This window comes from Ruminococcus sp. J1101004sp1_RTP21198st1_B9_RTP21198_201120, assembly GCF_040924245.1.
In the GTDB taxonomy this organism is placed as follows: Bacteria; Bacillota; Clostridia; order Lachnospirales; family Lachnospiraceae; genus Blautia_A; species Blautia_A faecis.
The window spans coordinates 1-14176 of the sequence record NZ_JBCOMI010000053.1 but is presented as its reverse complement, the minus strand read 5'-3'; the positions used below and the strand labels follow the sequence as shown (position 1 = coordinate 14176).

General features: G+C 31.6%; 17 protein-coding genes. All 17 read right to left on the bottom strand.

The features are described 5' to 3' along the window. A partial coding sequence (locus AB5618_RS20640; RefSeq protein ID WP_368367031.1) for a hypothetical protein occupies positions 1–567 on the bottom strand: 567 nt, incomplete at its 3' end. 100 nt (positions 568–667) lie between these two features. Further along, a complete protein-coding gene (locus tag AB5618_RS20635; protein WP_055056069.1) occupies positions 668–871 on the bottom strand; it encodes a plantaricin C family lantibiotic in 204 nt (67 codons plus the stop codon). 354 nt (positions 872–1225) lie between these two features. Next, the gene (locus tag AB5618_RS20630; protein WP_081019425.1) at positions 1226–1390 is read right to left on the bottom strand and encodes a helix-turn-helix domain-containing protein; all 165 of its coding nucleotides are present in this window, start codon (positions 1388–1390) and stop codon (positions 1226–1228) included. A 93-nt stretch (positions 1391–1483) separates the two neighbouring features. Continuing rightward, positions 1484–1981 carry a hypothetical protein gene (locus AB5618_RS20625; protein WP_118340032.1) on the bottom strand — a complete coding sequence of 166 codons (498 nt, stop codon included), beginning with the start codon at positions 1979–1981 and terminating at the stop codon, positions 1484–1486. Positions 1982–2040: 59 nt separating this feature from the next. Beyond that, complete coding sequence (locus AB5618_RS20620; protein ID WP_117689876.1) at positions 2041–2370, bottom strand: winged helix-turn-helix domain-containing protein; 330 nt, start codon at positions 2368–2370, stop codon at positions 2041–2043. 442 nt (positions 2371–2812) lie between these two features. Beyond that, on the bottom strand, positions 2813–3469 hold the full coding sequence (locus AB5618_RS20615) for a hypothetical protein (protein ID WP_118340028.1): 657 nt from the start codon (positions 3467–3469) through the stop codon (positions 2813–2815). Positions 3470–3828: 359 nt separating this feature from the next. Beyond that, the gene (locus AB5618_RS20610; protein WP_118340024.1) at positions 3829–5577 is read right to left on the bottom strand and encodes an ABC transporter ATP-binding protein; all 1749 of its coding nucleotides are present in this window, start codon (positions 5575–5577) and stop codon (positions 3829–3831) included. Beyond that, positions 5555–6004, bottom strand: coding sequence for a hypothetical protein (locus AB5618_RS20605; protein WP_118340022.1), 450 nt, complete (start codon positions 6002–6004; stop codon positions 5555–5557). The genes AB5618_RS20610 and AB5618_RS20605 overlap by 23 nt, the downstream gene beginning before the upstream one ends. A gap of 15 nt (positions 6005–6019) precedes the next feature. Further along, positions 6020–6613, bottom strand: coding sequence for a CPBP family intramembrane glutamic endopeptidase (locus tag AB5618_RS20600; RefSeq protein ID WP_118340020.1), 594 nt, complete (start codon positions 6611–6613; stop codon positions 6020–6022). A 203-nt stretch (positions 6614–6816) separates the two neighbouring features. Then, on the bottom strand, positions 6817–8037 hold the full coding sequence (locus AB5618_RS20595; protein ID WP_195956093.1) for a radical SAM protein: 1221 nt from the start codon (positions 8035–8037) through the stop codon (positions 6817–6819). A gap of 13 nt (positions 8038–8050) precedes the next feature. Continuing rightward, positions 8051–8824, bottom strand: coding sequence for a hypothetical protein (locus AB5618_RS20590; RefSeq protein WP_118340016.1), 774 nt, complete (start codon positions 8822–8824; stop codon positions 8051–8053). Beyond that, positions 8821–9702 carry an ABC transporter ATP-binding protein gene (locus AB5618_RS20585; protein ID WP_118340014.1) on the bottom strand — a complete coding sequence of 294 codons (882 nt, stop codon included), beginning with the start codon at positions 9700–9702 and terminating at the stop codon, positions 8821–8823. Before AB5618_RS20585 ends, AB5618_RS20590 begins: the two co-directional genes overlap by 4 nt. A gap of 117 nt (positions 9703–9819) precedes the next feature. After that, complete coding sequence (locus tag AB5618_RS20580) at positions 9820–11229, bottom strand: ATP-binding protein (protein ID WP_368367030.1); 1410 nt, start codon at positions 11227–11229, stop codon at positions 9820–9822. Beyond that, positions 11219–11905, bottom strand: coding sequence for a response regulator transcription factor (locus AB5618_RS20575; RefSeq protein WP_118340010.1), 687 nt, complete (start codon positions 11903–11905; stop codon positions 11219–11221). Before AB5618_RS20575 ends, AB5618_RS20580 begins: the two co-directional genes overlap by 11 nt. A gap of 329 nt (positions 11906–12234) precedes the next feature. Further along, on the bottom strand, positions 12235–12474 hold the full coding sequence (locus tag AB5618_RS20570; protein ID WP_118340008.1) for a flagellar export protein FliJ: 240 nt from the start codon (positions 12472–12474) through the stop codon (positions 12235–12237). 79 nt (positions 12475–12553) lie between these two features. Then, complete coding sequence (locus tag AB5618_RS20565) at positions 12554–13165, bottom strand: septation protein SpoVG family protein (RefSeq protein ID WP_195956095.1); 612 nt, start codon at positions 13163–13165, stop codon at positions 12554–12556. Between the two features lie 31 nt (positions 13166–13196). Beyond that, entirely contained in the window at positions 13197–14150 is a 954-nt protein-coding gene (locus AB5618_RS20560; RefSeq protein ID WP_368367029.1) for a hypothetical protein, read from the bottom strand. Positions 14151–14176 lie beyond the last annotated feature (26 nt).

The following is a 14176-nucleotide window of genomic DNA, read 5'->3' as shown; positions in this document are numbered from 1 at the left end:
TAGTAAACATGGATATATATTGAAAAGCTCCTGTTTATACGATTTCTTACTTAAAAAATTATTATTATAATAATCGTATTCTTCCTCTGAATTTCTTCCATTCAGTTTTCCCGTCTTCTTACAAAGATACATTTCAAACATTAATATTCCAAGACTGATCTTCCCTAATCTCTCTAATAAGGTATTTGCGTATGTATCTATAATAGAATCCGTCAAAAAAAGACTTGTTCCATTTTTTAATATGTCTATTCCGTAATTGATTAAAGGTATAAAAAAATTATCAAATGCCAATTTTTCTCCTTTGAATCCGGAATAGTTATAATTGATTGGTTTTTCAAATAATTCTATTTTTACCTTTTCCATTTCTGACATCACGTGATTGTTTTCACATACATAATTTTCAGAATTTAAAACTTTTACTAAATCAATACCATAACATTTCTCAGCAACTCTTAATGTATCTTCTCCTAAAATCTTTTTCCAATATTCAAATATATCTTTTTTATTTTCTGCTTCTGATGTTGTATAACTTCTTTCTGTAAAATATGATGCTCTCTCAGTATTCATGTTCTTAAACACCCCATTCTGCTTTCCATTTCAACTCACAATTCGTATCTGTACTGCACAAACTTCAATTAACGCTTACCCTCTTTATCAACACCTGTGTTTATTTCTTAGGGCAGCAAGGTTTCAGCAAAGTACCAAAATAGCATTCTGCTGTACTTGTACATAAAACTCCGCCGGAATTTCTGGTTTCACCAGCTCCTGCTACAAATTTGTTTAAATCTGCTTCCTGCAGCTCCATCATAACGTTACCAGCCGGATTGCTAAAGTTTTCTTCTCTTGTAATAGGATTTCTCATTTCACTCATAATTATTTCTCCTTTCATAAATCAATTTTGTACAGTACAGATACTAATTCTAAATTGAAATGGTTGAATTATTTTCTTCTGTTCCTTACATTTTAGATAATACACCTTTTATTTCTTGAAATTTTATTCATGTAATAAAATCGACTGTCTATGTAATTTTTGTTAGAATATTAATAGTTTTATTTTTTCACATCTTCCATATAAAAATATTACTGTCTACCAACGTAACCGTTCAAAACAAAAATCTTTTCTACAATGTCAAAAGCGGATATGCGCTAAATCGCATATCCGCTCCAAATTCTTTCAAACCGCAAATAATATTTCCCTATATATTCTCTGCAACTCTCATAATATTCAATTATCCCACCATATTTTTCGATATTTGCTAGGTGTCCTCCCATACTTCTGCTGAAACGCCTGGTTAAACGTCCTTTGGCTTTCAAATCCGAATTCAAGATAAATATCCATAATCCTTTTATCTGTATTTTCCAGCAGATTGGAATAATAATGATGTAATATTCATCACCAAAAATGATTATCAAATTTCAACAAAAAGATGTAAATAATATCAAATACACCGTCTACCTTTTACCTCAATTTTTTTAATCAATCTTATTTCCGCTTACCAACATTTTCTTTTTTTAAAATTTTAGAAGTTTTTACAAGTGCTTCTATTAAAGTTAAACCTGTCAGAATTACAGCAACTCCCATCATAAATAATGTCCATGCTTTGCCCTTATCAAAGGTTACCAAAATAGCTATCGCAGCTACAGGCATGTTTATATATCCTAAACTTGTTGCCCATTGAATAAAAAAGTTCGGCCAAAACTTTTTCTCTTCTTCCACTTCATTCACTGTTTTCACTTTTTTGGCGAAATAAAGCATACAGACTATAGATACAGCTATCAGTATTATTTTCCATACACAATTAACTTTCGTTTCCTCTGGTGGAAAAAAGGTATCTATCATGATAACTGCTATTCCAATGATAAATGCTATTTCACTATACAATCCTGAATAAGCGGAATCTTTCATGTCATTTACTTTTTTCTCTAAAGCAGTAATTACAGATTGGTGATACTGTTTTGCACTTTTCTTATTTCCGTTCATGTAATAAATCCTCCATTAATAATAACATACTATTTCATCTCAATTATATCTCCCAAAAACTATAACTTTTTCAACCGATACCCCACATTGACCAACGTTTCGATAATATCATGCCCCATCTTTTTTCTTATCTTCCATATCACATATTCTACTGTTCTGTATGGTATCTGATCATCATGATAATGAATACCCCATACAGAATGATAAATATTTGTCTTTGGCATTACCCAGTTTGGCTTTAAAGCCAGTAGATATAAAACTTCAAATTCCCTGGGTGTCAGGTCTATCTCCTTTCCTTCGTAGATAACCTGATAGGACATTGGATTTAACTGTAATTTCCCGTTGCCCAACACTACATTCTCTTTATATTCTGGAAAAACATACTTCATGTGTATGCCTCCTCTTGATTTGTAAATTCAACTTTTCTCATTCCAGAAAGAAATACTGGACGAAAAATCCCCGTCCAGCACTTCTTCAATTATCAGTTATTTTAATGCACTCTCTATATCCTCCGCTGCTTTCTATAATTTGAAGATACTCCTGGAGCTTTTCAGATTGGATATTTTCCTTTTCTGTAAGTGAATTGAATTAGAAAGCAACTTGTTTTTATGCAGCTTAGCGGATTTCGGATATTGCTCTGCAGTTCCGCCCGCATAGTACGATAATCATTTTCTATATCCAGTGTCCTTGTTACTGCCCTCTCACAAATATCCAGCAGTTGCTTGATACACTCTGCTAATTCCTGCACTGAATCATTCAAATACCGTCAGCCTGCAAAAGGCTGACGGCAAAAAAGATATCATATCACTATAAACTATTTTTAAATAAATTTTAATCTGGCCAATCCAAATAAGAAGACTCAACCAAGCTACTACCACTGGCTTTAAAAGTATCTAAAAATGTACAATCTTTTGATATATTCAAACCTTCCCATAAATAATTAATAGTACCTTTCATGTGAATTTGTACAAATTGTTTATTGCTTGATATATCCGTCCAAGAATAATTAGGTTCCCAACTGCCGAGTGTAAAACCTGTATCATAGGAACTGCCTACTAGTGAAACGCTTGAAATCCGAGAAGAACTTACATTAGCTGTAAAATCTTGTTTAATATACCCCCAACCGATTGCAGGAATCATACTTTCTACGCTTGCAGTATAAGATCCTGTTGCCCTTGCCATATTAGAGCGCTCTATAAGTTTCACCTCCATATTCTGCATAGCATTCTTCATCATTTTAACATATGATTTTACTGATTTTTCTATTTCTTCCACGCTCATATCGCTCCTGCTAGGTGAGATATAAACATTTTCAAAAACAACCCCAACTCCATTTGCTTCTGCCCAAGTATTAAGTTCTTGCTCAATATATTTGTTTGGCTCAAACTGATTTTCATCATTTGAAGCATATACTGGAATAGTCACTAAAAACATTGTACATAATATCATAATAATACCAATTACTTTTTTTATATTCTTATTCTTCATTTTTATACCTCCTGTATATTTTGCGGTAGCATTTTAAAAACAATATATAAAACGTATATATAATTATAATATTTAAAAGAAAATTGCCTATTGAAAAATGAATAGATATAATTTGTTGAGTATTTATATGGATAGAATAAAATTTATATGGAAAACCTAACAATAATAAATTTTTCTCTATCTTTTGGGTTAATGGAATATATGGAATACACATTACGATCCCTATTACAATAAACAATTCCTTAATCTTAAAATATTCTTTCAAAGCTTTCGCCTCCCTCATACTTTTAGTCTATATAATCAATTAGAACATCGGAATCACCTTCTTTTCTAAAATAATTACTGCATCCAAATTCAATTTATATTTTTATCTCATCATTTATCTGATTTAACAACAGTCTTCTATATATATCATTATTATTAAATAATTCTTCATGTGTTCCGCTTCCACATATTCTTCCCTTTTGTAATACAACAATTTTATCTGCACATTTTATTGTCGAAAATCTGTGAGCTGCAACTATAGTTATTCTCCCCAACATCAATCGTTCTAATGCTCGTTGAACAGATTTTTCAGTACAACTATCTAAATTTGCGGTTGCCTCATCTAGTAGCAATATTTCTGGGTTTCTAATCATCGCACGTGCTATAGCAATTCTTTGTTTTTGTCCTCCCGACAGTTTAACACCTTGTTCACCAACGTCTGTATTATACCCCTTTGGCAATGAACTAATAAATCTATTCAACTCTGCCTTTTCTAAAGCACTTAATACATTTTTTTCATTATAGCTATCAAGCCCATAAGTTAAATTATCTAAAATAGTTCCTGACATAATTGGTGATTCCTGTTGAACGTATGCTATTTTTCCTCTCCAATCATTCATAGGTATATTCCTAACATCTATTCCTTCATAATAAATATTCCCTTTGTCTTGTTCATAAAATCTCTCTATCAGTGAAAAAATAGTAGATTTTCCAGATCCGCTTTCTCCAACAATTGCTAAAGTCTCTCCTTTTTCAATGAAAAAACTGATACTGCAAAGAGTATTCTTTCTATCTGAATACCGAAAAGAAATATTATCTAATACTAATCCACAATTGCATTTTTGATCGGAAATTATAATCTCTTTTTTAATCTTTTTCTCCACGATTTCTTCATTTAAAATTTTACTAATTCTTTCCATCGCACCACAGCTTCTATTCAATTGACCTACAAATGCCGTCAATCCCATACAAGGTGTTGCAATTTGGAAAAGATAATATATAATTGCAACAAGGCTTCCCGCCGATAAACTCCCATTTGATACTCTCACACTTCCATATCCAAATATAAGAATTAGTAAAAGGAAGATCAACATTGTTGTTAAAGGTTGAACTAAAGCAGTTATCTTTCCACCTTTAATACCTATATTAAATAACTCTTTCGTTAATAATTTTCCTCTTTCTTCTTCTTTTTCTTCAGCTATACATGTTTTCACTAACCGAATATTAGTTAAAACATTGTTCATTCTCGCCTGATATTCTCCTGTCTTATTTTGAAAATCTCTTGAAATCCTATATAATTTTTTATTTAAAGGACTAATTGCAAAAACTGTTATTGGAACTAATCCAACCATAATTGCTGCCATTTTCCAATCAACTGCAAAAATTAAAATTATAGAGCCTATTATAGATATAGCACCTGTAATTGCACTCAAAAAATCATTCGTTATAAACTCACTAATTACCATAGTATCGTTTGTTATCCTGCTCATTATTTCGCCTGTTTCTGTTCTATCGAAATATTCAATTGGTAAATGCAAAACTTTACTCCATAAATCATCACGCAATTGCATAATAATTTTATGAGCCATCCAAGACATCAAATACAACACTCCTACCGAAAATATTACTTGTAGCAAAATAATAAAAGCAATCCAACAAATTTTTTTCCACTCATAATAATTTCCACTACTAATATCTATAGTATTCATTACTGCTATAGGCATATATAATGTACAAAAAACTTGACTAAATATTAAAAATAGCAATATACCTATGTTTTTTTTAAGTGGCAGGTATTTTCTTAACAATTCCCAAAACTTTTTAACATTCAATTCGTTTTTCATCTATCTTATTCCCTTTTCCTATAAACCAGAATATCAGAAAAATAAATACAAAGATAAAGATATAGTCCATTAAATTACTATTTCCTTTTATAATCAAATATTCTCCATCTAATACATTTCTTGTATTTGCTATAATAGTTTCATACATATCATTCTTAGATCGTAAAACGACATCAACTACTCCAAATACCAGCGTTGCAATAAGCGAAAATATCATACTTGAAATGTATAAACTATTCCCACGTAATTTACTTACTTTCTTACTTTTAATTAAATATAAATATACGGCTGCTGTTAGTAATCCTGGTACAAACAGTACTCCATATAGTGTAAAAATGTTCATTGATGAATATCCCCAAAATACTGCTATGCTCCCTAATACTCCTAATGCAATTTCTAAAATCCATAAAATAATATTTTTCCTCATCTTTTCTACCTCTCTTTACAAATATATGCACCACAAATTATACATAAAGTGTACCACCATAGGCGGGTATAATTTTTTTGTATATATCCTTAATACAGCAAGTATTATGCCTGCTGGAAATCTATACACTAAATTACTTAAGAAATCTCCTCCCGTATGTAGTGCAAACCCAAAAATTATAGCACTGACAATAACCACATAATATTTTTTACGAAACAACTGTGATAATAAGTAAAAAATAATTCCTCTCATTAAAATTTCTTCAGATATACTAACAAATAGTTGTTGACTTACAACTTCAGTAAAAATCTTCAAGTTTCCTTTTGTTATAAATAAGAAAACACTAAAAATCACAGCGCTAATTAAAAAAATACTATCTGTTATACCAATTTTTGCTATTCCTATTTCTGAGATTTTAATATTATGTTGCTTTTTTAGTACATAAAATGGCATAATCACAAAACTGATAACGAGTGACAAAATACTTGCCAGCTCCTCCATATTTCCTTGAAAAGCCAAATTTAAGAATAAAAAGCAAAACATACATAAAAAGTTACTCAGAACAATAATACAAACTATTTCTATAAGTAATTTTTCTTTTTTATCCATAACTTATATCTCCTAATAAGAAAAAGGGGAAGTTTAACCTCCCCCTCCTCTTGCTGTCATAATTCTTACCAGCCCTTTTTATTTCCGTATCCTGCACATAATCCTAATACAGGACCAAAAGACCAGCAACCTGCATTTGCTTTCCCACTCTTAAAGATCATACTTACGTCCTCCTTTCTCAGAAATTTATATAATTATAAAAACTATATACTTGTATATTGTGCAAAAAGATTATCATAAAATCGTTTTGCTGCTAAGCAATAAGGATCTCTTTTTTTCATATCGCCTGTAAATAGATATGCTCGTCCCCTACATGCTCCACCACATAAATTTTTGTATTCACAAATTCCACACTCTTCTATATCATCTAATAATATATTATTTCCTTCAAAATCAGACTCATCAATAATATCCTTTAACCTGCCATGTTTTATATTTCCCATTTTACATTCTTGGCAATGTAGCATATGGCACGGATAAATGTCTCCGTTATATGCTATACTAATCGTTTTCTTTCCAAAGCCACAACCTTCCCGATATGTAATGCCAACCACATCTGTAGGTGTATCTAAAATTGTAGTTCCATTTTCTGACTCTGTAATGTTATCACCGACAATAACAAAATCATCCTCGCTGAATTTATAATCTTCAAAAATCTTTTCGCTAAAATCCACTGTAAATATACTGAAACTCATAAATACACCCAATTTTTTTGCTAAATTTTCATATTCTTTCATGAATGGAACATTCTTCTTATGTAATGTTACAATCAATTTAATCGGTATCTTTTCTTTTAGTCTTTCTACCGTATCTAACACACGTTTCATAATACCTTTATCTCTTATAAATGATGTTTTGTCATCATATCCATCAATTGATATGTTAAGTGCATCAATATACGGCAAAACCACTTCATAATCAGAGATGTTCATCGTTCCATTTGATATAACTTCTAAGCTTCCATTTACTGTTTCTTTAATATATTTACAAATTTCTCGTAAGTCTTTTCTCAGAAATGGTTCTCCACCTGAAATTACAATATTTTTCACTCCAAGTAATGATAAATCATCAATGACACATTTCCATTCATCAAAACTTAATTCATTTCTAGTATTCCGATTTTCTACATAAGAATAGCATCCAAGACAATGTAAATTACACGCAGAATTGACATGTAAATATACTGAGTCAATACCTTTTATTTCCTTGTAACAGCTTTTCAAAAAATCATTTTCTTCCAAGACCTTATAAAGTTCTTTCTGGTTATCAGATAGTGAAGAAATCTCTATAAGATTGCTCTTTAATAAATCTACGACTTCTTCCCCTTCCCTGTCTAATCCAATTACCATTCCATTATTTCGATTTGCTATAATAGTTATTCCTTTGACTTTGAATGTCTTTACATTATTACCCAACCAGTCCATATCTTCCTCCAAATTAAATATCTTTGTTTCTAAATTCTCTAATTCCAAAATAAGTGGTAAAAACTGCTATAATAGAAAAATAAATTGCTCCTATTAAAACCTGCGTCCATACTACTTTTTCCATCATTGTAAAAGTATTGATATAATACAATGGGGAAAAATATTTAAACACTTTCGTATAAGAAAGTAAATTCATCCCAATGTAGCCTATCATATAAATCCCCAAGCAGACTACTAATCTATACTTTATGGATAACATCATAATGATAAAAATTGTTATTACCCAAAAAAGATATATGGTAATAATCTGTATAATTTCTATTGAAATTCTTTCATCATACAACGCTCCATTTACAATTGGAGTTTTATCATTCATTATAAAATAATAACAAAACAATCCTACAACTACTAATAATACACTAATCACACCAGCATACACGCTTAATGCCTTTACTTTTTCTATATAGATTTTTTTTCTATCACCTACTTTATTCAAATAAATCCGTAAACTTTTATCTTCAATTTCAGTCCCTAATGTTCTACTTGTAATGGCAACTAAAATAATATTAAAAATAAACATGGATTGAGCCATTTGAAACATCGCCGATATAAAATTGATTGCTGTAATATTTCCATTTCCGCTATAAGAAACTATTTCTGAACCACTTGCAATTCCTACACTATATAAAATCGGAACTAAAATCACTGTTAAAAAAATCCATGTATCTTTTCTTTTATACAATTTATATAATTCTGTTTTGTAAACTACCTGCTTTCTATTTATCATATCGTTTCCTCCGCCAAAAATAATTTTTTCAAATTATTATTTTGAATTGACATTCCCACGATATAATGCCCCTCTTGTAATAATATTCTTTGAATATCAACAATATTTTTTTCATTTTTAAAAAAAATACAATCTTTTTCACAAAGTATAGTGGGATCTTGTAACTCCAACTTTTTTTTCTCTTCTGTGCTTATATTTCCATCAATTTTTAAAATAAAAGTCTTTTCTCTCACTAATTTCTGATCCAAAACCTTTTTTCCTTTTCGAACCATCACAACTCTGTCACATACTTCTTCCACATCATCTAAATCATGACTCGAAAATAAAACGGGGATTTTTTCTTGATGCGCCTTATCTAAAATTACCTTTTTAAATAATTCCTTTCCAACCGGATCTAATCCTACAAATGGTTCATCAAATATCAATAATTCCACATCTGTTAACAGGCTTTGACACAATCCCAATCTCTGTTTCATGCCAAAAGAGAATGTTTTCACTTTCTTTTTTTTGCTATCAGAAAGTTCTGTCTTCTGCAATAGACTTTCTATTAAAGTACTATTTTTCTTGTCTTCTGATAATATTGATAGATACTGTAAATTCTCTTCGGCTGTCAAATAATCCAAAAAGCTAGGCTCGATTAAAACTCCTATTTTATCTAATGTTTTTTCCTTTTCACTAGATATTCCTTTAAAAGATATACTTCCAGAAGTAGGTCTAATGAAGCCACAAATAGAATTTAATAATGTTGTCTTTCCTGCACCATTTTCACCTATAAGTGCCACTATCTCTCCTGGCATTATTTTCATGGAAAAATCATCCAATGCTATTTTGTTTTTATATTTTTTTGTCAAATTATCAATCGAAAGTGCCTCATTCATTATGACCACCGTCTTTCTTTGTTTTGATGGTATTACTATATCATGCTTTTTTAAAATTCATCTTATCTGAACCTTAAAATAACATAAAAAGCAGGGCACAATGCCCTGCTTTTTATGTTATTTTACTGGCATCACAATTATAAATGCCTTTGTATATTTCTTATATGGCTGCTCAAAATAAATAGCTGCTTCATGTGCATCCAGAACTTTTTTTACAATTGCAAGTCCTAATCCACTATTACTACTATCATTTCTCGATTGATCTCCTTTAACAAATGGTTCATACATACACGAACTAATATCTTTTGGAATTTTTTTCCCATCATCCGCTATAACAAGATATATTTTTCTATCATATTCTGTCAGTCTAATTTCAATAGTCGTATCTTCATCATTATGTTGTACTGCATTATTCAGTAAATTTATAATTGCTCGACGCATTTCTCTTTTATCAATGAAGATATTTCTTTCCTCCTCATCAACCTCCACTCTCAAAATGTTTTTATTGACCTCAATATAATGGTATTGATCTGCCAAAATATTTTTCACAAACTCAGTAAAATCCACTAATTCTTTGTTTAATTTGTAATCGACTCGAAACATCCTATTATAATCGCTTAATTGCTGAAGTAACTGCTCCATTTCAACACTGCTTTCAAAACAACGCTTCAAATATTCTATGTTCTTACTTTTGCTATTTTCTAAATCATTTATAACAGTTAGTAAATATCCTTGAACAACTGTTAAAGGTGTTCTTATATCATGACTAATATCCGAGATCAATTGTCTCCTCAACCGTTCTTCTTCTTCTTTTTGTTTTACAGCATCTTCCATTTCTTGCGCCATACAATTAAAAGAATTTGCCATCTCCACAAATTCATACTCTGCTTTAAAAGATAGTCTTTTTTTATAATTCCCACTTCCTAATTCTTTCATTGCTTCTTTTAATAAATTGATTGGCTTGGTCAATTCTACCTTTATTTTCTTAGACACACAAAAAACGGTTAAACAATACCCAATTCCAAATAAAATAATACCTACTATATAAATCCCTAAAAAGTGAATTGATTCTTCCTCTAAAGGAATGTTTATGGTTGGCGTTACTCGCAAGAAATCTATCGGAAAAAAAGTTACCTGTATTCGCTGTCTGTTCTGTTCATCATAAAACTTTTTAACAATCCCTCTATATTTTTTTCCATCAATTTCATAATTACCATTTACAATATCTATAATTTCTATGCTAGTGTATTTTTTATATTCTGCTCTCGGATATTGTCTTTCGTAATCTGTATTCAATATTTCAAACCATGCACCATTTCTTTTTAACTCTGAAATATCTATATCTTCATATCGGCTTTTTCCCTCACAACTGACAATATACTTTTCCTCTAATGTATTAACAATTTTTGAGTTATTAAATACACTTATTACACTCGCCACGATTGCAAATATAATAACAATCACTATTGAAAAAAAACAAAAGTTTTTTATAAGCGTTACTTCTAGTTTCTTCTTTCTATTTTCCAAATTTATATCCTAACCCCCTTACTGTAATAATAAACTGAGGATTTTTAGAATCTTCTTCTATATAGTCCCTTAATTTACTAATATAAACCATTATTGTATTACTATCATATAAATACTCGTCTTCCCATACAGCTTCAAAAATAGCCTTTTTAGTAAAAACCCGTTTTGGATTATTCATCAGTAATTTCAAAAGTTTATATTCCTTATTTGTCAAACATATTTTTTCTTCATCTTTATATAAGCAACATTCTTTACAGTCCAATTTTAGATTCTGAAAACAGATAACTTCTTCTTGAATTTCCTCTGCACTACCAAATTCATAAAATCTTCTAAGTTGAGCATCGACCCTTGCTACCAACTCTAATGGATTAAATGGTTTTGCTAAATAATCATCAGCACCTTTTTGCAATCCAATAATCTTATCTTCATCTGTACTTTTAGCTGATACAATAATAATAGGAATATTCTTTTTTTCTCTTATTGCTTTCATACACTCATAACCATTTACTAATGGCAACATAATATCTAAAATAAGCAAATCAATTTTTTCTTTTTTAGCAATTTTTATTGCATTAATGCCATCTTCTGCTTTAATTAAATTATATTTATCTTCTAAATGTAAAACCATCAAATCTAAAATTTCTTTAGAATCTTCTACAATTAAAATAGTAAACATATTTCACCTCCATTTTGTCGCATAACAGTTTTTGTACTTGAAATGAACTTTTCTTCTTTTCATATTTCTATAATATTGAATTTGTTTGATATAACTATTATATTCCATATTTACGCCAACTTCAATTCTTACAAACAATTTTATATATTCATTAGCCAATTACCATTTTAGCACTTCATGATAATTTTCTCCCACAAATATCACTTATCAAACAAAATATAGTAAATCACATTTTTCGTAGTAAACTAATATTTGAAATTTCAAAGCTTTTACATAAAAAATGCCGCTACAGGTTTTTATCATCACCCGTAACGGCATTTTCTCTTATCTTATTCAGCCTTTTCTTCATTACCAGATTTTAAATACTTCATTACCTCTTCCACAGTTTTTCCGGAAGCAATCAATGCGCTAAATATCTCATCTTTCTGTTTATCTTCGATTTTCTTCCTGAGGTCCTTTGCTTTCAGACGCAGTTCTTTTAATTCTGCCTCTGTTGTTTTAATCTCCTGTTCTACAGTTACTAGCTGCTCCTCCAGAGATATATTCTCCATTTTTTTGCGTCTTGGCATATCTGCTCCTCCTAATACGATATTTTCTTTATTGTATCACTCTTTATCGGAAAACACCATATATTTTTCTGGACTTTTCTTACCTCCCGTTTCTTCGCTGCTGTTTCTGGCTTTTGGCATATTCCATCTTTTTATTGTATTCGTCCATGATTGCACTTTCCAGATCTGCCTTAAATTCTGCATTAACTGCATGGGCAATGTCCTCCCGTTCTCCTTTTGCAGAATTTTTCTGGGGCATACCTACAAAGGTTTTTCCGTTCCATGCCTGGATCACATGAAGCTGCTGGATTGCCAATACGTCCTGCAGACGAATGGCAACATCTGCCTTAAAGGTATCGCTTCCCTGTACCGGATTTACACTCAGATTGTAATACAGTTCTTCCTCTCCCCAACTGCCCTTACAGTCTGTTTTAGTTTCTGTCATATTCTCATAGGCTTCCCTTACAGTATCCAACACTTCCTTTTGAAATTCCTTATCGGTAAACCGAAAAAAAGGAACATACTCCCCTGTTTCGTAATCTCTGTAACGGGGCATATCGAGGTACAGATTTCCTTTCGAGGACTCTTTAATTGCAAGACTTTTCACACAGAAGGCCTCATCAAAGGTAATGGTAGCAAATCCTTTCAGATTATTGATCTTTCCTTCTTCCTGTTTCAATTCCGGTTTATATACTCTGATATTATATTCCATATTGTGATCTCCTTTTCTACTCTACTTTTCTTTACCGAACCGCTGTCTGGCATGGAAGATTTTTGGTTTCCTCCTGCACTTCCACACACTCCTCCTGGTCCTTGATTTCCAGTTCTGCATCAATCTCCATCTGCCGGGTAATGTTTTCTTTTAAAAGCTCCTCATACGGGAAAGGCTTTGCATATTCCTGCTTTGCATTTTTTATCTCATTTTCACAGGTCTTAATTTCTTTTTGAACATCTTCTACTGCTTTATCAAGGGCATTCAAGCGGTTTTCCATACGGACCATATTGCCGGAGTCACTGCTTTTTAACTCCACACTATATTCCTTCTCTCCCTGAAGGAACAATACCGGCTCCATCATATCCTTTTGGACAAATACCTGAAATCCCTTATACATACCGACTTCGTGCCTGGTAAAAGCTGTCACACCTTCTATAATCCCACGCAGGACTTCCCCTGCTTCTTTATGCTTCTCATAGACTTTTCCCTGCAGCGTGATTGCAAACCCCGGCTGTACTTCCATAGCCTGGTTCCTACGGTCCAAATCCATTTGAAGCGATTGCAGTTCTTTCTCCAGACTTTGTATCCTTTTCGGGTACTGGAACGTAACCGCATCCTGCAAAGCAAACCGTTTCCCTTCATGTGCAGCTTTTAAAATTCTCAGACGTGCCACTTCATTATCTACTTGTATTTTTTCCATAATCAGGGGATTTTCAGAAGCTACCGCTTTAATCTCTGCAAAGTTTAGTACGGTTTCATCTATATCCTCACAGATCCTTGCCAGTTCCCGGCTGGTAAATACCTGGCTGATAAACCGCTGTTTTGTTTCTACAATGCCCCATAAATAAGCATCAAAAGAACCCTTTGTTACATAGCGGTAAATATTGACTTCCTCATTTTCATTCCCCTGGCGGATAATACGCCCTTCCCGCTGTAGGCTAAGTACCCAGCGCCTTGCCATATTGCTATGGTAGGTTTCCAAATACTCGCCCCCGAACCGTACTTACA

Bases quoted from the DNA above. Each gene is read 5' to 3' on its own strand.
- AB5618_RS20635 (WP_055056069.1), bottom strand. From the start codon at position 871: ATGAGTGAAATGAGAAATCCTATTACAAGAGAAGAAAACTTTAGCAAT.
- AB5618_RS20625 (WP_118340032.1), bottom strand. From the start codon at position 1,981: ATGAACGGAAATAAGAAAAGTGCAAAACAGTATCACCAATCTGTAATT.
- AB5618_RS20620 (WP_117689876.1), bottom strand. From the start codon at position 2,370: ATGAAGTATGTTTTTCCAGAATATAAAGAGAATGTAGTGTTGGGCAAC.
- AB5618_RS20615 (WP_118340028.1), bottom strand. From the start codon at position 3,469: ATGAAGAATAAGAATATAAAAAAAGTAATTGGTATTATTATGATATTA.
- AB5618_RS20610 (WP_118340024.1), bottom strand. From the start codon at position 5,577: ATGAAAAACGAATTGAATGTTAAAAAGTTTTGGGAATTGTTAAGAAAA.
- AB5618_RS20605 (WP_118340022.1), bottom strand. From the start codon at position 6,004: ATGAGGAAAAATATTATTTTATGGATTTTAGAAATTGCATTAGGAGTA.
- AB5618_RS20600 (WP_118340020.1), bottom strand. From the start codon at position 6,613: ATGGATAAAAAAGAAAAATTACTTATAGAAATAGTTTGTATTATTGTT.
- AB5618_RS20595 (WP_195956093.1), bottom strand. From the start codon at position 8,037: ATGGACTGGTTGGGTAATAATGTAAAGACATTCAAAGTCAAAGGAATA.
- AB5618_RS20590 (WP_118340016.1), bottom strand. From the start codon at position 8,824: ATGATAAATAGAAAGCAGGTAGTTTACAAAACAGAATTATATAAATTG.
- AB5618_RS20585 (WP_118340014.1), bottom strand. From the start codon at position 9,702: ATGAATGAGGCACTTTCGATTGATAATTTGACAAAAAAATATAAAAAC.
- AB5618_RS20575 (WP_118340010.1), bottom strand. From the start codon at position 11,905: ATGTTTACTATTTTAATTGTAGAAGATTCTAAAGAAATTTTAGATTTG.
- AB5618_RS20570 (WP_118340008.1), bottom strand. From the start codon at position 12,474: ATGCCAAGACGCAAAAAAATGGAGAATATATCTCTGGAGGAGCAGCTA.
- AB5618_RS20565 (WP_195956095.1), bottom strand. From the start codon at position 13,165: ATGGAATATAATATCAGAGTATATAAACCGGAATTGAAACAGGAAGAA.